Raw genomic sequence first — 20016 nt, forward strand, 5'->3', positions numbered from 1 at the left:
GGGTGAGGACACCGGCGAGCGTGGTCGCGGGCGTGGACTTCGGGGACCCCGCCTTTGCGCAGGACGTCCGCGACGGCGTGGCCCGCATCGAGGACCTGATGGCCACTGAGCTGGGCAAAGCCGACGACCTGATGGCCGAGGCCGTCCAGCATCTGTTCCAGGCAGGCGGCAAGCGTTTCCGCCCCCTGTTCACCGTGCTGTCCGCGCAGCTGGGTCCCGACCCCGACAACTGGCAGGTCACCGTCGCAGGCGCCGTCATCGAGCTGGTGCACCTGGCCACGCTCTACCACGACGACGTGATGGACGAGGCTCAGGTGCGCCGCGGCGCCCCGAGCGCGAACGCCAGGTGGAGCAACAACATCGCAATCCTGGCCGGTGACTACCTGTTCGCGACGGCCTCGCGGCTGGTCTCCCGGCTGGGCCCCGACGCGGTGCGGATCATCGCCGAGACGTTCGCCCAGCTGGTCACCGGCCAAATGCGCGAGACCCGCGGCGCCGCCGACCACGTCGACTCCGTCGAGCACTATCTGAAGGTCGTCTACGAGAAGACGGCCTGCCTGATCGCGGCGTCCGGCCGGTTCGGCGGCACCTTCTCCGGCGCCGACGAAGAGCAGATCGAGCGGCTGAGCAGGCTCGGCGGCATCGTCGGCACGGTGTTCCAGATCTCCGACGACATCATCGACATCGACAGCGACCCCGAGGAGTCCGGGAAAGTGCCCGGCACCGACCTGCGCGAAGGGGTGCACACCCTGCCGGTCCTCTACGCGCTGCGCGAAACGGGTCGCGACGCCGACCGGCTGCGCGAACTGCTGGCAGGCCCGGTCGAGGACGATGCCGAGCTGGCCGAGGCGCTGAACCTGCTGCGCAGGTCGCAAGGCATAGTTCAGGCCAAGGAGACCGTGGTGCGGTATGCCACGCAGGCCCGCGACGAGCTGGCCAATCTGCCGGAGGGGCCGGGTAGGCAGGCATTGGCATCGCTGGTGGATTACACGGTCAACCGGCACGGCTGAGGAACCTGCGACGGCCTTCAGAGCGTTGGAGAAGCGAAGACCTTCACGCGGACGCGAGGAGCGGAAAGTTTCAGGAGGACGCTGATGAGCTGGCATCCACATGCCAACACGGCCAAGACTTTCGTCCTGCTGGCATTGTTCTCGGGGCTGATCGTCGCCGTCGGTGCAATGTTCGGCAGGAACATCATGTTCCTGGCCGTGCTGTTCGCGATCGGCATGAACGTCTACGTCTACTTCAACAGCGACAAGCTGGCGCTGCGGGCGATGCACGCTCAGCCGGTCACCGAGGTGCAGGCGCCGTTCATGTACAAGGTCGTGCGGGAGCTGGCCACCACCGCCCATCAACCGATGCCGCGGCTGTACATCAGCGACACGGCAAATCCGAACGCGTTCGCGACGGGCCGCAACCCCCGCAATGCGGCGGTGTGCTGCACGACCGGGATACTGCAGATCCTCGATGAGCGGGAATTGCGTGCGGTGCTCGGGCATGAGCTGTCGCACGTCTACAACCGCGACATCCTGATCTCGTGTGTGGCCGGCGCGATGGCGTCGGTGATCACCGCGATCGCCAACCTGGCGTTCTTCGCCAGCATGTTCGGCGGAAACCGCGACGGTGGCGCGAATCCCTTTGCCATCCTGCTTGTTTCGCTGCTCGGGCCCATCGCCGCAACGGTTATTCGGCTGGCGGTGTCGCGGTCGCGCGAGTACCAGGCCGACCAGTCCGGCGCCGAGTTGACCGGCGACCCGCTGTCGCTTGCGTCGGCGCTTCGCAAGATCAGCGGTGGCGTGCAGCAGGCGCCGTTGCCGCCGGAGCCGCAGCTGGCCGACCAGGCGCACCTGATGATCGCCAGCCCGTTCCGCGCGGGCGAGAAGATGGGCAAGCTGTTCTCCACGCACCCGCCGATCGAGGAGCGGATCCGCAGGCTCGAGGAGATGGCGGGCCGCGGCCCCGGCCAGTACTAGCCACCGCCTCTGCTTTTCACTTCTGCACCACTTAAGCTGAGCCGATGCTGAGCAGAACGATCCTCGTGGGTGCTGCGGCAGCCGCCGTGGCCAGTGCGCCGGGCATCGCCGCGGCCGATCCGAGCGAGCCACCCCCGCCTCCGCCGCCGCCCAACGTGAACGGCTACGCGCCGGTGAAGCCGTCGGACTACGCGGTGCTTGGCGACGCGGCATACGCCTTCACCACGCCTGACGGGCTGACGTGCCTGCTGCAGCGCTCCGGTGGCTACGGATGCAGCGGCCCGATGCCCGGCGGGCCCGAAGGCGCGAACATGGTCAGCGGCGCGATCGGCGGCGTGCCGGTCTTTTCCAACGTCGCGGCCAACCCGTTCACCAGTGCCGGTGACATCAAGCCGCTTCCGGCCAACTCGCGGCTGTCGTTCCAGACCTTGAGCTGCGGCAGCGACGGCACCGTCACCTCATGCGTCGACAGTCGCAATCAGGCGGGCTTCGTGATCAGCCCCGCGGGCAGTTTCATTGTCGGTCAAGTCAATCCGTTGGTCGACCGGCCCGAAGGAACGAACCCCTACTTCAACTAGCTCAGAACCCCGAGCCGTACACTTCGTGCCCCGGCTTCTCGGCGGCCAGCCCACGGTAGGCGTCCTCGACGGTTGCGCCGTGGTTGACGACGCCGTCGACCTCGCGAGCGATCGGCATCGACAGGCCGTACTCCTCGGCGAATTCCATGATCACGCTTGCCGCCTTGACGCCCTCGGCGACCTGGTTCATCGACGAGATGATCTCGTCGATCGACTTGCCCGCGCCCAGCTGCTCGCCGACGTGGCGGTTGCGGCTGCGCTGGCTTGTGCACGTGACGATCAAGTCACCCATGCCCGCGAGGCCGGCGAACGTATCGCGGTGGCCGCCCATCGCTTCGCCGAGCCGCGACATCTCGCGCAGCGCGCGAGCGATCACCAATGCGCGGGTGTTCTCGCCGATACCGAGGGAGTAACCCATGCCGACGGCGATGGCGTAGACGTTCTTCAGCGCGCCCGCCATCTCCACACCGACGACGTCATCGGTTGTATAGGTGCGGAATCGTTGGGTGCGGAACAGGGTTGCGAGGTTGGCGGCCAGGTGCTGGTCCGGCATTGCAAGCACTGCCGCGGCGGCATATCCCTCGGCGACCTCGCGGGCGATGTTCGGACCGGCCAGGATGCCCGCAGGGTGCCCCGGCAGTACCTCGTCGACGATCTGGCTCATTCGGTAGTTGGTGCCCTGTTCGAGGCCCTTCACCAAAGACACCACCGGCACCCACGGCCGCAGCTCCTTGGCGAGTTCGGTCAGCACGCCGCGGAAGCCGTGGGACGGCACACCCATCACGATGACGTCGGCGCACTCGGCCGCCTCGGAGAAGTCGGTGGTGGCCTGCAGCGTCAGCGCCAGCTCGACCTCGTCGCCGAGGTACTTGGTGTTTCGATGCTTCTCGTTGATGTCGTTGGCGGTCTCCTCGGAGCGCACCCACTGCAATGTCGGCCCGCGCCTGGCGCAGATGGAAGCGACGGTGGTGCCCCAGGATCCTCCACCGAGGACGACGACTTTGGGTTCGCGTTGAGCAGGTGCCATGGGTTGAAGCGTATTGCCGACGCACGCCGTTTCACTGGGAGTTGACGAACTGCGTCGGGCACATCGCCGAAGTTAGCTGATGCGAACAAATTGGTGCGGAAACACCCCTTGCGCCGCTGGTAGCGTCGATTGCCAGCTGGCAGAAAGGCTCCCCGTGCCCGAACTGATCAAGGTCGACCCGCAGGACTTGGCTCGTGCCGCCGAGCGCGTCCGCGGGTACGCAGACCAACTCAGGGCCGGACACGGGTCGTCGGTGGCGGCGGCCGACGGCGCGCAGCCCGGACTGGTCGGGCGGTCGGCGCGAGCGGTCGACTCAAGGACTCAACGCTGGCAGACCACGACGGCCGAGCTGTACCGAGTGCTGACCTCACAGGCGGACGCGTTGTCGAGTGCCGCGGCGGCCTACGCCAACACCGAGGACAACAACCGCGACATGATCGCGTCTGTGGATCCCACAAGCCTGTAGGCCCCAATGTCGTTGACGATCGAGGACGTAGCGCGCTGGGATCCCGGGGCGGTCCGCGCGGTCGGTGACGCCGCCCGCACCCGCGCGCAGATGTCGATCGACACCGCCAACGACCTGCCGACGTTTCCGGACTGGACGGGTCCCGGTTCCGTGGAGGCCAAGCAGGCGCTCGAGCGGACCCGGCAGGCGCTGATGAGGGACGCCGACGCAGCGCTGGCGGCGGCGCGCGCGGCCGACGCCGCGGCCGTCAACGTCCAGATCGTCAAGGACAACCTGGCGCAGGTGCTGAACATGGCCCGCGACTGCGGCATGGTGGTCGATCCGGCGGCAGGCACGGTCCGTCCAACATTTCCAGCCACGGCCCTGCCGAACGATTGGCACAACGCACAAGTGCTTCAGCAGGCGATCCAACAGGTGCTGGCGCAAGCGAATACGGTCGATCAGCAGCTGGCCGACGCGATGGACCGGGCCGACGACGTCGTCGACGTGCCGCCCGAGGCGCGACCGATCCCGTTGCCGCCGCCCGGTGCCACCGCCGAAGAGGTCGAGCAGTGGTGGAAGTCGTTGAGCCAGAAGGACCGTGAGCGGCTGATCGCCGAACATCCGGCAGAGGTGGGAAATCTCAACGGGGTTCCCGCGGCGGCGCGCGACATGGTCAACCAGCAGGTGCTCACCGACGACCTGAACCGGATCGCGGATACCGCTGCGCAGCACGGTGTTTCGAACGAGCAGGTGTTGGCGAACCCCGGTTTCTACGGCCTGTCGGCGGACGACGTCACGCGCTACAACAACGCCATCAAGGTCCAGCAGGGAATGAACCATCAGCGCGGTGACGACCCCGACCCGTCCCGGCAGCGGCCGGTCATGCTGTGGCGCTACGAGCCGCTCGCAGATCGCGGCCAGGGCCGCGCCGCCATCGCGATCGGCAACCCCGATTACGCCGACAACACGACGGTCACCGTGCCTGGCACCGGCAGCAGTGTGGAGGGTGGCTGGCTCAGCGACGGCCACAACGACGCCATGAACCTCTGGGACCAGGCCAACGCGGCCGACCCGAACAGCACTCACTCGGTGATCTCGTGGATGGGCTACGACGCACCCGACGGCTTCTCCGACACGCGCGTCGCCAACCCGGATCTTGCCCGGGCCGGGGGCAGCGTGTTGGCGGCCGACGTCAACGGGCTTTGGACCACCCATCAGGACCCGCAACAGCACGTCACGGTGATCGGGCATTCCTATGGGTCGACGACGGTGGCCGACGCCTTCGCCCAGTCTGGTATGCACGCCAACGACGCCGTCCTCATCGGTTGCCCAGGAACGGATTTGGCGAGAAGTGCCGCCGACTTCCACCTCGACGGCGGAAATGTCTACGTCGGCTCGGCGTCGACGGACCCGGTCAGCTACATCGGAACGGCGCCGGAGTATCTGCACGACTATCTGAACCGTGAACTGGGCTATCCGGTAGGGCTCGACGCGGGTCTCGGGCTGGATCCCGCGGGCGATCAGTTTGGCTCGATCAGGTTCGACGCGGAGGTGGCCGGGCGCGACGGCATCGACAGGAACGACCATTCGCACTACTACGACATGGGCAGCGAGTCGCTGCGGGCGATGACCTACATCGCCGTCGGCGAGGGCGGCGAGCTGGGTGATGAAGGGCTGCTGGCCGACGGCCGCCGGCAGCCGCACGTCGACCTGCCCACCGAAATCGACCTGCCGTTCGGCGGAAGGATCGAGTTGCCGCCCGTAGGCTTCGACATACCGGGATCGCCCGCATACCTCGATCCAGAAACCGGTCGTCCATCGGAGTCAGTGACCAAAGACCATGCGTTCTAAACGATTTCAGTTGAGTACGGTGATCCTCATACTCGCCGTGGTTTCAGGAGGCTGCTCGATGTTTCCTCATGCCGACAAACCCTCGACGACGCCGCCGGCGCCGGTGCAGACGCAGTCCGACGAGGACACGATCAAGCAGGTGGTCGACCCTGCCAAGACCATCGTGGCGGTGGCCGCGCTTCAGGACGTGAGTGGCGGCGTCGGATTCGAGGCGTGCAACGATCAGGGCGAGCCACCCTATCGGGGCAGGCTCGAGATGGGCTTCCGCATTCCCGACGATATCGAGCCGAAGAAGTACTTCGAGCAGATCGCCGAGACGATGGTGGCGCAGGGCAACGGCTGGTACGACGGCCCGCCGCCGGGCAAGAACCCGTTCGGCACTGTCATCCACACCGACACAGTGTTCGCGGTGATCGGCCAGAACCCGGTAGCGCGCGAAGACGGCTACGTGCACATCTTCGGTGAGTGCCGCAACATGGCCGACCACAAAGACGGCGCGAGCGTGAACGTCACCGACCGGCTGGTCAGCGGTAGTTGACGAACTGCAGCGCGACCTCCAGGTCGGCCTTCTTCAACAACGCCTGGACTGCCTGAAGGTCGTCGCGCTTCTTGGAGCTGACCCGGACCTCGTCGCCCTGGATTTGCGTCTTGACGCCCTTGGGTCCTTCGTCGCGAATCAGCTTGGTGATCTTCTTGGCGTCCTCGCTGGAAATGCCCTGCTTGATGGTCCCGCTGACCTTGTAGGTCTTGCCGCTCGCCTGTGGATCGCCGACGTCGAAGGCCTTCATCGAGATGTCGCGACGGATCAGCTTCTCCTTGAACACGTCGATGGCGGCCTTGGTGCGCTCCTCGGTGGACGAGGTGATGGTGATGGTCTCCTCGCCCTGCCATTCGATGTGGGTGTCGGTGCCGCGGAAGTCGAAGCGGGTGGACAGCTCCTTGGCGGCCTGGTTGAGGGCGTTGTCGACCTCTTGTCGATCGACCTTGCTGACGACGTCGAAGCTTGAATCCGCCATTGGATCGGCTCTCCTCTCGTTGTGCTCGTATGTACTATCCCACGACGCCCAAACCGACATTTCGCAGGGAAAGTGCGAGTAGACCGCTGCAAAACGTCGATCTCGGCGCAGGGGCAGCCGGCCGTTTTCGTCCTCGGTGGGTCCTCGTTGTACCCTGCTAGTCGCACAATGGCAGGTTGCCCGAGCGGCCAATGGGAGCGGACTGTAAATCCGTCGGCTAACGCCTACGCAGGTTCGAATCCTGCACCTGCCACCAAGGTCAGGATCGTCGGGTTTGACTCCGGGCCTGGTCCGCGACCTATGCCATTGGGCCGCTCTGGTCGACGACTATCCGACCGCCGTCAGGGAGGATGCCTCGCGCCACAGACGCGTCGCGTTGTCGCCATCGAGCGCGTAGCTCGCGACCCCGCCGGCACGGCCGAGATTCTCGGCACGTTCGGTGACTACGTCGGCCTCGTTGTTGTTCTCGAAGTACCGTCCGCCGAACCCCTCGATGAGCGGCGACGCCGCCAGCAGCACTGATGTCGACGCGCCTTGTTCGACGGTTTTCTGGAACTCCTCAGGAGTGCGCAACCCGCCGGTGTGCTTTTGGAGACCGGTGGCGATCGCACCCGGATTCAGTGCGTTGGAGACGATTCCGTCATCGGCCCACCGCGCAGTTACCTCGACGGCCAGCAATACGGTCGCCGTCTTCGACTGACCGTAAGCGGTCATCGGATCGTAGGGGCGGAACCGGTAATGGAGATCGTCAAATACCATGGGCGAGAACAGATGCCCGGTCGAACTGACCGACACCACGCGCGCGCCGCCGGCGGAGGCGAGAGCGTTCCGCAACTGTGCGGCGAGGACGAAATGCCCGAGGAAGTTGCTTGCGAATTGCATCGCACACCCCAGCGCACTGCGCTGCAGCTCGGGCAACGCCATGACTCCGGCATTGTTGACCAGGATGTGCAGCGGGCCGTTCCACGCCCGGGCGAATGCGGAGACCGAGGTGTGTTCATGTGTCGGTGCTCTCAACTGCTGCGGTCATAACGGTTACGACCTCGGCTGTGGCGACGACGGTGTGGGCGAGGAACGCGTAGTTGATAAGTGCCGCCTGGTACCCGTCCCCTCGGGTGGGGTGCCGTGGGCCTGCCGTGGCGTCGCGAACGACGGTCACCTCGAAACCGTTCTCGAGCAGGTCCCGCAGGTGCGACTCCACGCACATGTTGGCCAACATGCCACACAGGATTATCTTGGCGATGCCCCGTTTACGGAGTTGCAGGATAGGGTCGTTCGATTGGGGACTCCACACCTTGTGTGGGCTGACGACGATCGTTTCGCTGTCATCGATGAAGGTTTTGAATTCGTCGAGCCAGTCGGCGCCGGACCCGGTGAATCCGTCCAGCGTGAGGGCGCCGTTGCGGGCGAAGGTGTGGGTGCGGAACTTGTCCGATTCGAGTGGGCCGTTGAACAGTCAGGTGCTGTCGGTCGGATAGAAGTAGTGCGCAGAGATGTACACGCCGAAGCCCGTGGCCTTGGCGGCAGCAAGGATGTCGACCAAGTGTTGGACGGTATTGTTCTCGGTCACACTGGCACCCACGCTGTCCCAGTTCTTTCCGGTGGGACTCAGGACGTCGTTCTGCGGGTCACACCTGGTCGCGAGTGAACGGCGGGTCGACCAGCACGGCGTCGTGCGCGCCGTAGATCAGCGTTGACGTCACCGGTGAGGACACGATGGCGCTGCCGTCGGGCAGCCGCTGTTCGCGCTGACGCGGCAGACCCTCATGGACCATCGTTTCGTAGGCGAGTTCGGTCATGGTGTTTCCTTTCAGCGGGTTTCGGTTGAGGCGAGGTGCTCGACGAACCAGTCGCGGGCCGCACCGGCGGCCAGGCCGAACTGGTTTAGGTAGGGGTCGAAGTGTCCGCCACGGATGGTGACGAGTTTCTTGGGTTGCAATGCACGTTCGTAGGCGGCCAGCGCGAGGTCGGTGACGGTGACGGTGTCCTGTAGCCCGACGACCATCAGCAACGGGGTGGGGGAGACGCGCGAGATCCACGTGCCCGGTTCGTACATCCTGGCGGCGCGCGAGGACCGCACTGTCATGAGGTTCTGCCAGACACCTTCGGGCACCGGCTGGTTGTAGAACGCGATGGCGTCGGCGGCGCGGTATGCCGCCGGGATCGCGGGATCCGCGCCCACCACGGCTTGCGTTGCGGGCGGCTCGCCGCGGAACTGGCGTCGTTCGTCCTCGATGAATCCCGCTTCCAGCGCCGCCACGTCATGGGGCGCGATGCGTCGCAGGCTCTGCTCGTAGCCGCTGATTGTGGGCACCTGAGCGACGACGGCGCGCAGCCGCCGATCGGTAGCACCCAGCACGATGGCGTGCCCGCCCGCGTAGCTCGTTCCCCAGAGGCCGATGCGGTCCGGATCGACGGCGGGGCGACTTTCCAAGAAGGAAATAGCACGCCGCCAATCGGCGATCTGAATCCACGGGTCGACATCGAAGCGTGGCTCGCCGTCGCTGGCCCCGAAACCGCGATGGTCGTGCACCAGCACCACGAAGCCGGCCTCGGCGAACACCCGTGCGAATCGCTCCAGCCCGTGTTCCTTGACGCCCGCGAAGCCGTGCGCCATCGTGATGCCCGGATGGGGCCCCGCATCGTCGGGCCCGAACAGCCAGCCCCTCAACGTCACTGCGCCTTCGCCGGTGAATTCGACGTCTTGTCGCCGCATCATCTGCTCCTTTCGCGTTGTCTAACGGCATAACATTCACGATCGGTCCACCATGTCCGAACAGGGAAATCCCATCGACCATGGTGCTGGGAGGGACAGGCTTACGCTCATTGGGTGGCGGCAGCAGGAAACGCCCTCGGGGACTACCTTCGTTCGCGGCGCGGACAGGTCCGGCCAGAAGATGTCGGGCTGGTGGCGGGTGCTCGGCGACGTGTCCGAGGTTTGCGACGCGAGGAACTGGCGACGGTGGCCGGCGTCAGCTCCGAGTACTACCTGCGGCTGAAGCAGGAGCGTGACAAGAACCCGCCGCAGATTCTCAATGCGCTGGCCCGCGCGCTGCAATTGGATATCAGGGCAATGGAGTATCTGTATCAACTGGCCAGCGGCCGTGATATCCCGCAGCCTGACCTCTAGACTGCAGCCGACGACCTGGAGCAGCTGATCGACCAGCTGCCTATGCCTGCAATCGTGGCGAACAGGTACCAAGACGTGCTCGCCTCCAACGCGATCGCACGGGCACTGTCACCCGCGTATGCGCCCGGCCAGAACTTCCCGCGATGGCGGTTGGTGGACCCGGCGGCGAAAGACTTCTTCGTCGATTGGGACGAGGCGACGGATATCGCGGTGAGCGGTTTGAGGGAAGTCGCCGGCAGCGCGTCGGACGATCCTCGCATGCGCGAGCTGATCGACGAATTGTCCGCTTCGAGTGACCGGTTCGGGGAATTGTGGGAGCGTGCAGAGGTGGGTTACCGCGCAGGGATCATGCACGTGCGTCACCCGGTCGTCGGCGAGTTACACCTTCATCGCAACAGGTTGAGTGTGCCAAACTCGGGTGGGCAGCATCTGATCGTCTTTTACGCACCCGGGACCCCGTCGGAAGAAGCGTTGCGGCAGTTGCGTTGTCTGTGACCCAGGAGGTGCCATGATGCAGGAGTACTCAACGTTGCGCATCCGACAGGACGATCAGCGCATCATGACGGCGGCCATCGACGCGCCGCCGATGAACCTGATCGGGCCTGCACTTGTCCGCGATCTGGTCGGCTTTCTCGACGCGTTGGAAGCCGACGACGAGGTCGCGGTGTTAGTGCTGGAGAGTGCTGACCCCGACTATTTTGTCCCGCATGTCGATCTGACGAAGGTCGCGGAGTACACCGCAGAAGCGGCGAAGGCCGGAGGGCCGGAGGACGCGTCGTTGGGCATGCTGTGGCGCAAGCTCAGTCAAGTGCCGGTGGTTACGATCGCGAAGCTGCGCGGGCGGGCACGCGGTGCGGGTAGTGAACTCGCCCTGGCGTGCGACATGCGATTCGCCGCCCGCGAGAATGCCGTGTTGGGCCAGCCGGAGGTGGGATTCGGTGCGCCACCGGGCGCAGGCGGTGTGCAGCATCTCGCACGCCTGCTCGGTCGGGGGCGAGCCATGGAGGCACTGCTTGGCGCGGCGGATTTCGATGCGGACGAGGCGGAGCGCTACGGCTGGATCAACCGCGCATTGCCTGACGCCGAATTGGACGATTTCGTCGCAGATCTCGCCAGGCGTATCGCCTCCTTCCCCGCGGATGCCGTGCGTGCCACCAAAGCAGTGGTCAACGAGCTGACGCTGGCGCCTGCCGACGCATATCGGGCTGATGCCAAGCGCTTTCGACATTTTGTCGCCTCAGACGTGGTTCAAGCGCGCATCGCAACGTTGTTCGGGCAGGGTCTGCAGACGCGTGGTGACCTCGAACGCGACCTCGGTGGTCGCATCGGCTCGCTGTGAGATCAACTGTGGTGGTCTGCGATACTCACTGACGTATTCGTCTAGGTATCGATCGTGCTCACGACGTCACTCAAGAGGTCATCGAGGCGTCGGCCGAGATTCCAGCCCAAGTAGACCGCGAAGTGAACGACGAGTTCCTCGAGTTCGTCCCGCGTCATGTCGCCCAGTGTGAGGGCAGCCCGCAGGTGGTCGGTCACCTCTTCATCGACAGCGGTCGAGGCGGCGCTGCAGATGCTGATGATTCGTCGGTCGCGGCGGGTGAGGTACTTCTGGCGACTCCAGACCTCGCCGTACAGGTAGTCGAGGCGGGCGCGACCGTGAAACGGTGTCGACGCGGGTGGCGGTGGCTCGCCGTGGATTTCGTGATAGGCGGCGATACCGCGTTGCCGCCGGATGCTGTCCTCGGTGGGTTCGGCCCAGAGCTCGTAGTCGAGGGGCGCCGCCTGCTCACCCGTTTCATCGCCGATTTTGAACATGCTCACCATTCCGTACATCTGCATGGCAGACGCCTTGGGCCAGCCCGCTTGGGTGCCGAAATGCAGTACGAATTCGTCGAACTCGGAGTACGAGATGTCGCCGCTCTTGAGCGCTGCGTACACGTGGGTTTCGATCGGGGTGATCGCACCAGCCGCGCCGACGCAGGTGAGGGTGATCCACCGCCGGTCTCTTGGAGTGAGGACCCCGCGGCGCCACATCTCGCCGAACACAAACCCGACGACGCCGGCCTCGATGAAAGCGCCACAGGGATCCGGGCTTTCAGACTGCATTATGTGCTCGTATTCGGCCCTGGCGATCGCTTGGCGCTCGCCGCGCGTCGACCATTCAGACATCCCGGTCTCCTTTCATCGAATGCCGGCGCTTGCTCACAGCCGCATGATCCAGCCGCCGTCGACCGAGATGGTTTGGCCGTTGATCCACTCGCCCGCCGGTGAGCACAGCAGAAGCATGGTGCCGATCAAGTCCGCGGGCGGCCCCGAAGTCTTCCCGGGGATCTGTGCGCCGAGGATCTCCCGGAACGGCGAATCCTTCGGCAGGCTCACATAGCCGCTCTCGTTGTCCACCAGGCCTGGCGCGATTCCGTTGACATTGATGCCCCGACCTCCAAGCTCGGCGGCGAGGTTGCACGTCAATCCGTGCAATGCGTATTTGGAGACGCCGTAGATTCCGCCCGGCATGAAACCGCCGGCAGACAGACCGTTCACGATTCGGCCGCCGCCGCGCTCCGTCATCGATTCGACGACAGCCTGGGTGCACAGCAGCGGGCCGCGCAGGTTCACGTTGAGAACCCGGTCCCAGTCGGGCACAGGCATGTTCGATAAACCGTACGGAGGCAGGTTGGTCATCACTGCTGCGTTGTTGATGAGAATGTCTATCCCGCCGAATGCCTCGGTCGTCGCCGATGCCATCTGTGCCGCCGAGTCGGCCGAGGTGACATCGAGATGTACTGCGACGGCCTGGAATCCCTTGCCCTCGAGCGTGTCAGCGGTGTGCTGTGCTGCGTCGATGTTGACGTCGGCGATGACGACGCAAGCGCCGACGTCGCAGAGCGCTTCGGCATACACCTCGCCAATGCCGCCTGCCCCACCAGTGACCACGGCGACCTTGCCGGTGAGGTCGAAAAGTTCCTTCACGTCCATCCGAGCATTAGGCACACACTTGACCTATGAAGTCAAGTGCCTTACAAATAAGATAAATAGCTTAGCGGCTGCAGATTGAAGCGGAGGACGTCTCGATGACCGTTGACCTGACCGTTCCCGACGTGCACTTGCACATCGGCGGCGAGACACGTACGAGCGGTTCGGGAGGCGTGCACCATCACGTCTATCCGGCTACCGGCGAGATCCAGGGCCTCGTCCCGCTTGCCGGGCCTGACGACGTCGACGCCGCAGTGCGCGCCGCCGATGCCGCGTACCCCGCCTGGCGCGCCTGGCGGCCGTCGGAGCGGGCGCGAGTACTCCGGCGACTCGGCGAGCTGATGGAGCGCGACGCCGACGAGATCGCACGACTGTCGGTGCTCGACAACGGAATGACGGCAGGCATGAGCCAGCCGCTCGTCGGCATCATGGCGCACTGGACGGCGTACTACGCAGGCTGGGCCGACAAAGTCGAAGGACGTGTCACGTCGTTTCCGGCCAACCAGCGCGAGCTCGCCTATTCGATGCCGGAGCCGTACGGCGTCGTCGGGATCATCCTTACGTGGAACGGTCCCGTTGTATCCGTTGGGATGAAACTGATTCCGGCTCTTGCGGCGGGAAACACAGTCGTCATGAAGCCGTCCGAGCTGACGCCGTACGCCACCGAACACGTGATGCGGTTGGTTCGAGAAGCGGGAATCCCGGACGGCGTCGTCAATCTCGTGCTGGGCGGCCCCGAGACCGGAGACGCACTCGTACGTCACCCGCTCGTCCAGAAAGTCAGCTTCACCGGTGGACCGTCAACCGCGCGCAAAATCCTCGCCACGTGTGCGGAATTCCTCAAGCCCGCTGTCCTCGAACTCGGCGGCAAGTCGGCCAATATCGTTTTTCCCGACGCGGACCTGGATATGGCCGTCGCCGTCAACGCCTTCAGTGTGCTTGGCACACTCGCAGGGCAGGGGTGTGCGATCCCGTCGCGCATGCTCGTTCACAGCGACATCTACGACGCCGTCGTGGAGCGCGTCGTCGCGATGGTCGACGGCATGCGCTGTGGAGATCCGTTCGATCCGGCGACCGTCATCAGCCCCGTCGTCACCCGCCAGGCGCAGGACAGGATCCTGGCGATGATCGAACGAGCGCAGGCCGACGGGGCGAAGCTGTTGGCAGGCGGTCGCGCTCCCAGCCACCTTCCGGACGGCTTCTTCGTCGAACCGACAGTGCTCGGCGACGTCGACCCGGCTTCCGAGCTCGGCCAGGTCGAAGTGTTCGGCCCTGTGCTCTCGCTGATTCGCTTCGAATCCGAAGAGCAGGCAATCGAGATCGCGAACTCAACGGAATACGGGCTGGCCTCGTACGTCTACACCAAGGACATCGACCGGATACAACGCCTGGTGACGGCACTGCACGCCGGCGGCGTCTACATCAACGGGGCGAGCCCGGTGGTCGGCTGTGAGCTCGCCTTCGGAGGCGTCGGAATCTCGGGCTACGGCCGCGAAGGAGGGGAGGAAGGTCTGTTCGAGTTCCTGCGCACGAAAGCGGTTGGTATCGCATGAGTAAGCCACTCGATCTCAACGGCGCGGTCACCGTTCTCACCGGCGCGGGCAGCGGTATCGGCCGCGCGACAGCGCTCGCCTTCGCGCAGCGCGGAGCCTCCGTCGTCGTGAGCGACCTCTCTGAACAGCGTGTCACTGAGGTCGTCGAGCGGATCGGATCACTGGGGGGTCGGGTCATCGGGCTGCCTGTCGACGTCACCACGGAAGCGGAACTCGAGAAGCTTCGCGACGCCGCGCTGGAGCGGTTCGGTCGAATCGATCTGGTGATGAACAACGTTGGAGTGCTGGCGATCGGCGCTCCAGAGACACTGCCCGACGAAGCGTGGACCCGCACGATCGACGTCAACCTCTTCAGCGTCGCCCGCAGCAACAGAGTGTTCCTGCCAGGGTTGATCGCGCAGGGCAGCGGTCACGTGATCAACACCGCTTCCGCATCGGGGTTGCTGGGCTATGGTTTCGATCGTCTCCCCTATGTCGCGTCCAAGCACGCGATCGTGGGGATGTCTGAGGCACTGGCGACCTATCTTGGGCCGAAAGGCGTTGGCGTCACGTGCCTTTGCCCGTCTGGGGTCATCACGAACATTCTCGAAGGCATCACCGCATACGGTGAAGTCGGTGTGACGCCCGTTGCGCCCGCTCACCAGATCGTGACTGCCGAAGACGTCGGCAATCTGGCTGCCGACGCGGTCGAGGCCGGGCGATTCCTTGTCGTCACCGCACCCGAGGTGAATGACAGCCTGCTGGAGCGCGCCAGCGATATCGAGGCCTACATACAGGCGAGCATCGAAGCGCAAGGATGACACGACTTCGCGTTGGATTCGCCGGTCTCGGGTCCCAAGGTGGACCGATGGCTCGCAGAGTCATCGAGGACGGGTTCACCACGACGCTGTGGGCGCGAAGAGCTCAGTCCCTGGAGCCTTTCGCTGACACCGGTGCCGCCTACGCGACGGATCGCCGCGCGCTCGGGGCTGCATCGGACGTGCTGTGTCTCTGTGTAACCGGCGATGGTGATGTCGACGAAATCCTTCGAGGCGAGGAGGGGGCGCTTGCCGGAATGGCGCCGGGCGGGATCGTCGTGATTCACAGCACCGTCCATCCCGACACGTGCATACGTCTGCAGGCGGACTACGCCGACGTTCATTTCGTCGACGCCCCCGTCTCCGGAGGCGGTCACATGGCGGCGGCCAAGGCGCTGCTCGTCATGGTGGGCGGCGAACGCGAACCGATCGAGCGGTGCCGGCCTGTCTTCGAAACGTACGCCAACTCGGTGATCCATCTGGGCGGCCTAGGGTCGGGGCAGGCAGCCAAGCTGCTGAACAACTCGCTGTTCACCGCTCATCTTGGCCTGGCCGCCAGTACCTTTTCTGTTGCGGGCAGCCTTGGCTTGGATCTCGACGCCCTGGCCGATGTCCTCTCGGCCGGCAGCGCCCGCAGCTACGCAGCCGAGGTCATCGCCAATTCGGGCCGCAGCCTGTCTGTGATGGCGGAGCTGGCCGGGCCGCTTCTCGCAAAAGACGTCGCCATCTTCGCCGCCGTGGTGGGCGCGAACTCTCGCGGGTTGCTCCAGATGGCGACGGCCACAATCGACGCCATGCACCTCAACGATTCGGCGCCGCCAGATGCGCAATGATCTCAAGGTGAACCCGACGACCGGACCACCCCCTGCGACGGCGCTGCAGCTGCTTCTCACAGCCGAGCGGCTATTCGCCGAGCATGGGCTCGCCGGCATCTCGCTGCGCCAGATCTCGATTGAGGCGGGATCGTCGAACAATTCGGCGATCCAATATCACTTCGGTTCCAAAGATGATCTTCTCCGCGCGATATTCGCCTACCGACTGGGCGACCTGATGCAACGCCGCGCGCTCCTGCGGGCCAGGGCGAATCCCGACGACCTTCGGGAGCAGCTGGAGGCACACATACTTCCGCTGATCGAGCTGGCGGAGTCGCCCGACAGCTCGTACGTGTCCTTTGTGGAGCAGCTGCAACGTGTCGGCGCGGTTGAGGTTTTACTTCATCAGTCGGACGCGGCGAGATCGCAGCAAGAGTTTGCTTCCGGGATGCAACGCCTGTTATCGCACATCCCTGAACCCGCACGGTCGATGAGGATTCAGCAGGTTCAGGACTTAGCGGTGCACCTCGCTGCGGAGCGCGAGCGCGCGGTGCGGCGCGACGACGCGGTTGTGCCATTCGCGCTGTTCGTAAGTGGCGTCGTCGACGGCCTCGCGGGATTCCTCCAAGCACCCGCCTCCGCCGAGACCGACCAGCTCATCGCCCGCGGGAACTCGGCTTCATGAGACTCCGAGATCGCGTTTCGCTGTAACGGTGCGCGCGACGGCGTCCGGGGAGGATGCGCTCGCAGGAGTAGCTGCGGCCAACAACGGATCGTGGAGCTGCCAATCGTGACTCACGAAAATCACTTTCGGCAGAGGCATTCACACATGTGCGGGGTCACCTCTAGCCAGAGTGGAGGGCCGGGTCACCACCAATAGGCTGCTCGACCGGACGACCGAGCTGAACGCTTCTGTTCTCAGACCTGGTTGATGGCCGTGACAAACGCGGCTTGGTTGGCGGACATTCCGCTGAGGATGGCCGTTAGTTGGGAGTTGATGTCGTTGCGCGCTTGTTGCGTCGCGGCGATCAGTTCAGCGTTTTGCTGTTCAAGAGCCATTTGGTGTTGGGCCTCTGCCTCTTCGTACTTCGCGCTGGCCGAGTTGTAGCCGGATTGCAAGCTCTGGCCAAATCCCGCGTAGGTGCCAAGGGAGCTGGCGCCAGGAGGGATCACGCTCGGGGGCACGGTCGGTGTCGACCGGTCGAGGGTGACGGTGACTTGGGTGGGATTCTCGTATTTGTCGACCGCATAAGCCGTCACCGTGACGGTCGAAGAGTAGGACGAACTGGTAGGTGCCGGGATGAAGAACTTGCCGCCCGAGTTTCCCGATTCGTCGAAGTAGTAATACGAACCGTCGATGCCCGTTCCGTATATCTTGATCGGATCATTGTCGGGGGCGCCGACGAAATAGATCTGCCCGCTGACGCTGTGGTCCGCGTTGACCGTGTACGAGACCTTCTGATACACGGGCCCGTTCGCCGTCTGGGAAACTATTTGCGCCTGCGCCTCGGCGGAGGCGTTCAGTGCCGCCTGCAGATCGTCTTTCCTCTTGTCCACGTCGGCTTGTTGGGCTTTCAGTTTCGCGAACTGCTCGTCCATGACGAGATCGGGCGGAAGGCTCGTACCCTCTTGCCCAACAACCCGAGCCCCGTTCACTGCGGCCGTGAGTTCGATGGTTCCTGCCCCGCTATTCGCAGCGGCCGCTATCAGCTGCGCCTGAGCGTTGAGTCGCATCAGGTCCTCCGGTGACAAGGTGCTGCCGGGGTCGGTCGCGGCGTCCAGCGCCGTGAACGCGGCGAGTTGGGTGTCGTCGCTCTGTTGCGGGTGCGAAGCCAGGTATTGCTGCAGTGTCTCGCTGAACGCGGCTTGCGCCTCGGCAAGCGCCGCGGTGTCAGCCGCGATGGCGGCCTGCGCCGCGGTAAGTGCCTCCTGCGCGTTCGATGCGGTGATCTCAGCCGGCGTGATCGTGACGGTGACGTCTGTGGTGCTCGTACCGCCGTGGCCGTCGGCGGCGGTGACGGTGAAGGTGTCGGTGTAGGCGCCGCTGGCGAACGCGGCGATGAAGCGCTGGCCTGCATCGGGGGTGTAGGTGAACGCGCCGCCTGCGTCGACCACCACGCTGCCCTTACCGGTTTTCCCGGTACCGGAGTACGTCACCGCGTCCATATCGGTATCGGCGAATACCACTGTGCCGGTGACGGTTCCGTCAGAGTCGGTTGAGCGATCCTTGACCTCCACGAAGTTCGGGTCCGTGTTCTGGGGATCGATGGTGACGGTGGCGGTCTTGGTCACCGTGCCGCCGTGCCCGTCGGTGATGGTGACGGTGAAGCTGTCGGTCTGTGGCGCCGTGGCGCCCGCAGCGGCGTGGCGGGCCTGCTCGCTGGGGGTGTAGACGATCGCGTAGGTGCCGGTGCTCGCGTCGACCAGTGTCGGCGTGCCCACGGTGCCTTTGGCGCCCGCGGGTTGGGTGATCGTCAAAGTGAGCGGATTGTGGTCGGCGTCGGTCGCCACCGCCGTCACCGTCACCTCGCCTGTGTCATCGGGTTCGTCGGCCGTGAGCGACAGCTCGGGCGGAGTGTTCAGGGTGACGGTGACGGTGGTGGTTGCGGTGTGTCCGGCGTCGCCGAGTCGGCCGAAGCTCAGCGCGTTGATCAGGCCGGGCAGTCCGTGAATGTGGGGTGTCGTGGCGTCGGATGCGGTGACCGTCACGGTGTCGGTGCCCGTCGCTCCTGGTTTCGGCGTGTAGGTGAGGGTGTGGCCGTCGGCGTTGACCGCGACCGTGCCCTTGTCGCCGTTGGTGGTGGCGGTGTAGTTCAGCTTGTCGCCGTCGCCGTCGGTCTGGTTCAGGCTGATGGTGATCTTTCCCTCGGAATTCGGTTCGGAGACAGCTGATTTGATTTCGGGGGTCTGGTTGAAGAACTCCCTCCGCACGACGGCCAGCACGGCCCACATCACCGGGGAATCTTGGGGTACGCCGGGCTTGGGCGAAGCCAACGACCCCAGCACGATGTTCGCCACGCTGGATATCGTCTTGACGATGGTGGCAGGCAACGCGTTGAACGCCGCGACTCCGGTGGCCGGCGCCGGTGCCACGAGCGCCGCCTGGCGTTGCGTGGCGGGAACGACGGATTCGACGACGGATGTGCGCGGCTCCACGAAAGGGGGCGTGCTCACGGCTTCGGCCTTCTGCGCGAACGACGTAATGGTGTGCTTGACGGCAGATTTCAGCTCCTGATGTGGTGTCGGCAGCATCGGTGGCGTCGACGTCTTGCTGGTCGCCAACGTCGTCGGCTCGGGTGCGGTGTCATTCGGTCGCGGCGCGAACACGTGTCTCGGCCGGGGCACGTTGGATCTGCTTTGCGTGAGGTTCGGTGCGACGGTGTCATCCCGAGACTCGTCACGTCCGACTAGGTTCGGCGATCCGAACTCGTGAATCCTCAACCGCGGCGGGCGGCGGGTTGTGGTCGTGGCGGCCGACGCCGGATCGGGCCCGGACGTCGGATCCGATTCGGTCGCTGAATCCTTGTCGGGCGTCGAATCGGAGGCGTTCGTTTCGTGATGCGAGTGGATTCTGTGCGGCTTCGTATCCGTGTCGCTGGGTGAGTCGGGGCGGGCCCACGCCGAGGACTGCGTGCTCGTGACCGCCATCCCGACTCCCAGCGCGACGGCCAGGGCGCCGACGCGACCGACAAACATGGCACCAGTCGTCATCGGGGTCCTCCTCACCGCACCGAAGAGGCAGGCCCGACGCCAGCGAAGACCCTCCATGCGCTTGACCACTGATGGTGCGCGCGGCAGCCCGTAGTACGTTCCGGTGTGAACTACTGCAATTTTCGCGGCCGTCAGCGCAGAACTACT

22 protein-coding genes and 1 tRNA gene are annotated in these 20016 nt (G+C 65.0%); 14 read left to right on the forward strand and 9 right to left on the reverse strand.

The window, feature by feature from the left end; genetic code table 11:
• The first annotated feature begins 2 nt into the window (after positions 1-2).
• The 3 genes from grcC1 (at position 3) to D6M19_RS23195 (ending at position 2551) form a co-directional block, all read left to right on the forward strand.
• Positions 3-1010, forward strand: a complete 1008-nt coding sequence (gene grcC1, locus D6M19_RS23185) for a nonaprenyl/(2E,6E)-farnesyl/geranylgeranyl diphosphat synthase (protein WP_206428608.1) — start codon at positions 3-5, stop codon at positions 1008-1010.
• Between the two features lie 84 nt (positions 1011-1094).
• Positions 1095-1973 carry a zinc metalloprotease HtpX gene (htpX, locus tag D6M19_RS23190; RefSeq protein WP_123027618.1) on the forward strand — a complete coding sequence of 293 codons (879 nt, stop codon included), beginning with the start codon at positions 1095-1097 and terminating at the stop codon, positions 1971-1973.
• 44 nt (positions 1974-2017) lie between these two features.
• Positions 2018-2551: a hypothetical protein gene (locus tag D6M19_RS23195; RefSeq protein WP_123027619.1), complete on the forward strand. Its 534-nt coding sequence runs from the start codon at positions 2018-2020 to the stop codon at positions 2549-2551.
• A gap of 1 nt (position 2552) precedes the next feature.
• On the opposite strand, the gene D6M19_RS23200 is transcribed toward D6M19_RS23195, so the two are convergent.
• The gene (locus D6M19_RS23200; RefSeq protein ID WP_123027620.1) at positions 2553-3578 is read right to left on the reverse strand and encodes an NAD(P)H-dependent glycerol-3-phosphate dehydrogenase; all 1026 of its coding nucleotides are present in this window, start codon (positions 3576-3578) and stop codon (positions 2553-2555) included.
• Positions 3579-3732: 154 nt separating this feature from the next.
• Between D6M19_RS23200 and D6M19_RS23205 the strand changes: the two genes are divergently transcribed.
• From D6M19_RS23205 to D6M19_RS23215, 3 genes are read left to right on the forward strand one after another with little or no spacing between them, the layout of a single operon-like run.
• Positions 3733-4044, forward strand: coding sequence for a WXG100 family type VII secretion target (locus D6M19_RS23205; RefSeq protein ID WP_164478645.1), 312 nt, complete (start codon positions 3733-3735; stop codon positions 4042-4044).
• 6 nt (positions 4045-4050) lie between these two features.
• Entirely contained in the window at positions 4051-5877 is a 1827-nt protein-coding gene (locus D6M19_RS23210; protein WP_123027622.1) for an alpha/beta hydrolase, read from the forward strand.
• Between the two features lie 58 nt (positions 5878-5935).
• A complete protein-coding gene (locus D6M19_RS23215) occupies positions 5936-6415 on the forward strand; it encodes a lipoprotein LppJ family protein (RefSeq protein WP_164478646.1) in 480 nt (159 codons plus the stop codon).
• Here the strand turns inward: D6M19_RS23215 and D6M19_RS23220 are convergent.
• Positions 6402-6893, reverse strand: a complete 492-nt coding sequence (locus tag D6M19_RS23220) for a YajQ family cyclic di-GMP-binding protein (protein ID WP_123027624.1) — start codon at positions 6891-6893, stop codon at positions 6402-6404. The genes D6M19_RS23215 and D6M19_RS23220 overlap by 14 nt on opposite strands.
• 170 nt (positions 6894-7063) lie before the next feature.
• Between D6M19_RS23220 and D6M19_RS23225 the strand changes: the two genes are divergently transcribed.
• Positions 7064-7149, forward strand: a tRNA-Tyr gene (locus D6M19_RS23225).
• A gap of 71 nt (positions 7150-7220) precedes the next feature.
• On the opposite strand, the gene D6M19_RS23230 is transcribed toward D6M19_RS23225, so the two are convergent.
• The 4 genes from D6M19_RS23230 to D6M19_RS23245 all read right to left on the reverse strand — a co-directional run bounded on the left by D6M19_RS23230 (position 7221) and on the right by D6M19_RS23245 (position 9609).
• Positions 7221-7910, reverse strand: coding sequence for an SDR family NAD(P)-dependent oxidoreductase (locus D6M19_RS23230; RefSeq protein WP_123027625.1), 690 nt, complete (start codon positions 7908-7910; stop codon positions 7221-7223).
• Complete coding sequence (locus D6M19_RS35180) at positions 7891-8349, reverse strand: isochorismatase family protein (protein WP_327389819.1); 459 nt, start codon at positions 8347-8349, stop codon at positions 7891-7893. The genes D6M19_RS23230 and D6M19_RS35180 overlap by 20 nt, the downstream gene beginning before the upstream one ends.
• Before the next feature lie 172 nt (positions 8350-8521).
• Positions 8522-8692 (reverse strand): hypothetical protein, encoded by a 171-nt coding sequence (locus D6M19_RS23240; RefSeq protein WP_206428609.1) that lies wholly within the window; start codon positions 8690-8692, stop codon positions 8522-8524.
• Positions 8693-8703: 11 nt separating this feature from the next.
• On the reverse strand, positions 8704-9609 hold the full coding sequence (locus D6M19_RS23245; protein WP_206428610.1) for an alpha/beta hydrolase: 906 nt from the start codon (positions 9607-9609) through the stop codon (positions 8704-8706).
• Between the two features lie 114 nt (positions 9610-9723).
• Here D6M19_RS23245 and D6M19_RS34905 point away from each other — a divergent pair, with 114 nt between their 5' ends.
• The 3 genes from D6M19_RS34905 to D6M19_RS23255 are packed head-to-tail and all read left to right on the forward strand — an operon-like array spanning position 9724 to position 11362.
• Positions 9724-10023 (forward strand): helix-turn-helix domain-containing protein, encoded by a 300-nt coding sequence (locus tag D6M19_RS34905; protein ID WP_234835005.1) that lies wholly within the window; start codon positions 9724-9726, stop codon positions 10021-10023.
• Between the two features lie 15 nt (positions 10024-10038).
• Entirely contained in the window at positions 10039-10518 is a 480-nt protein-coding gene (locus tag D6M19_RS34910) for an MmyB family transcriptional regulator (RefSeq protein ID WP_327389821.1), read from the forward strand.
• A gap of 16 nt (positions 10519-10534) precedes the next feature.
• The gene (locus tag D6M19_RS23255; RefSeq protein ID WP_164478647.1) at positions 10535-11362 is read left to right on the forward strand and encodes an enoyl-CoA hydratase/isomerase family protein; all 828 of its coding nucleotides are present in this window, start codon (positions 10535-10537) and stop codon (positions 11360-11362) included.
• Between the two features lie 41 nt (positions 11363-11403).
• Here D6M19_RS23255 and D6M19_RS23260 read toward each other — a convergent pair whose 3' ends face one another.
• Positions 11404-12192, reverse strand: a complete 789-nt coding sequence (locus D6M19_RS23260) for a carboxymuconolactone decarboxylase family protein (protein ID WP_123027628.1) — start codon at positions 12190-12192, stop codon at positions 11404-11406.
• A gap of 33 nt (positions 12193-12225) precedes the next feature.
• Complete coding sequence (locus D6M19_RS23265; RefSeq protein ID WP_123027629.1) at positions 12226-12999, reverse strand: SDR family oxidoreductase; 774 nt, start codon at positions 12997-12999, stop codon at positions 12226-12228.
• Between the two features lie 95 nt (positions 13000-13094).
• On the opposite strand from D6M19_RS23265, the gene D6M19_RS23270 reads away from it, so the two are divergent.
• From D6M19_RS23270 to D6M19_RS23285, 4 genes are read left to right on the forward strand one after another with little or no spacing between them, the layout of a single operon-like run.
• Positions 13095-14549, forward strand: coding sequence for an aldehyde dehydrogenase family protein (locus D6M19_RS23270; protein WP_123027630.1), 1455 nt, complete (start codon positions 13095-13097; stop codon positions 14547-14549).
• Entirely contained in the window at positions 14546-15349 is an 804-nt protein-coding gene (locus D6M19_RS23275; protein WP_123027631.1) for an SDR family oxidoreductase, read from the forward strand. The genes D6M19_RS23270 and D6M19_RS23275 overlap by 4 nt, the downstream gene beginning before the upstream one ends.
• Positions 15346-16179, forward strand: a complete 834-nt coding sequence (locus D6M19_RS23280) for an NAD(P)-dependent oxidoreductase (RefSeq protein WP_123027632.1) — start codon at positions 15346-15348, stop codon at positions 16177-16179. The genes D6M19_RS23275 and D6M19_RS23280 overlap by 4 nt, the downstream gene beginning before the upstream one ends.
• Before the next feature lie 7 nt (positions 16180-16186).
• Positions 16187-16843, forward strand: coding sequence for a TetR/AcrR family transcriptional regulator (locus tag D6M19_RS23285; protein ID WP_206428611.1), 657 nt, complete (start codon positions 16187-16189; stop codon positions 16841-16843).
• Positions 16844-17076: 233 nt separating this feature from the next.
• Here D6M19_RS23285 and D6M19_RS23290 read toward each other — a convergent pair whose 3' ends face one another.
• Entirely contained in the window at positions 17077-19926 is a 2850-nt protein-coding gene (locus D6M19_RS23290) for a cadherin-like domain-containing protein (protein WP_407665396.1), read from the reverse strand.
• Between the last annotated feature and the right edge of the window lie 90 nt (positions 19927-20016).

Origin of the sequence: Mycolicibacterium stellerae (assembly GCF_003719305.1) — a bacterium.
GTDB classification, from domain to species: domain Bacteria; phylum Actinomycetota; class Actinomycetes; order Mycobacteriales; family Mycobacteriaceae; genus Mycobacterium; species Mycobacterium stellerae.

Excerpts from the sequence above, each read along its gene's own strand:
- D6M19_RS23245 (WP_206428610.1), bottom strand. The coding sequence starts at position 9,609 with ATGCGGCGACAAGACGTCGAATTCACCGGCGAAGGCGCAGTGACGTTG.
- D6M19_RS23260 (WP_123027628.1), bottom strand. The coding sequence starts at position 12,192 with ATGTCTGAATGGTCGACGCGCGGCGAGCGCCAAGCGATCGCCAGGGCC.
- D6M19_RS23270 (WP_123027630.1), top strand. The coding sequence starts at position 13,095 with ATGACCGTTGACCTGACCGTTCCCGACGTGCACTTGCACATCGGCGGC.
- D6M19_RS23215 (WP_164478646.1), top strand. The coding sequence starts at position 5,936 with ATGTTTCCTCATGCCGACAAACCCTCGACGACGCCGCCGGCGCCGGTG.
- D6M19_RS23265 (WP_123027629.1), bottom strand. The coding sequence starts at position 12,999 with ATGGACGTGAAGGAACTTTTCGACCTCACCGGCAAGGTCGCCGTGGTC.
- D6M19_RS23255 (WP_164478647.1), top strand. The coding sequence starts at position 10,535 with ATGCAGGAGTACTCAACGTTGCGCATCCGACAGGACGATCAGCGCATC.
- D6M19_RS23280 (WP_123027632.1), top strand. The coding sequence starts at position 15,346 with ATGACACGACTTCGCGTTGGATTCGCCGGTCTCGGGTCCCAAGGTGGA.
- D6M19_RS23220 (WP_123027624.1), bottom strand. The coding sequence starts at position 6,893 with ATGGCGGATTCAAGCTTCGACGTCGTCAGCAAGGTCGATCGACAAGAG.
- D6M19_RS23200 (WP_123027620.1), bottom strand. The coding sequence starts at position 3,578 with ATGGCACCTGCTCAACGCGAACCCAAAGTCGTCGTCCTCGGTGGAGGA.
- htpX (WP_123027618.1), top strand. The coding sequence starts at position 1,095 with ATGAGCTGGCATCCACATGCCAACACGGCCAAGACTTTCGTCCTGCTG.
- D6M19_RS23290 (WP_407665396.1), bottom strand. The coding sequence starts at position 19,926 with ATGGAGGGTCTTCGCTGGCGTCGGGCCTGCCTCTTCGGTGCGGTGAGG.
- D6M19_RS23275 (WP_123027631.1), top strand. The coding sequence starts at position 14,546 with ATGAGTAAGCCACTCGATCTCAACGGCGCGGTCACCGTTCTCACCGGC.
- D6M19_RS23195 (WP_123027619.1), top strand. The coding sequence starts at position 2,018 with ATGCTGAGCAGAACGATCCTCGTGGGTGCTGCGGCAGCCGCCGTGGCC.
- D6M19_RS23240 (WP_206428609.1), bottom strand. The coding sequence starts at position 8,692 with ATGACCGAACTCGCCTACGAAACGATGGTCCATGAGGGTCTGCCGCGT.
- D6M19_RS23210 (WP_123027622.1), top strand. The coding sequence starts at position 4,051 with ATGTCGTTGACGATCGAGGACGTAGCGCGCTGGGATCCCGGGGCGGTC.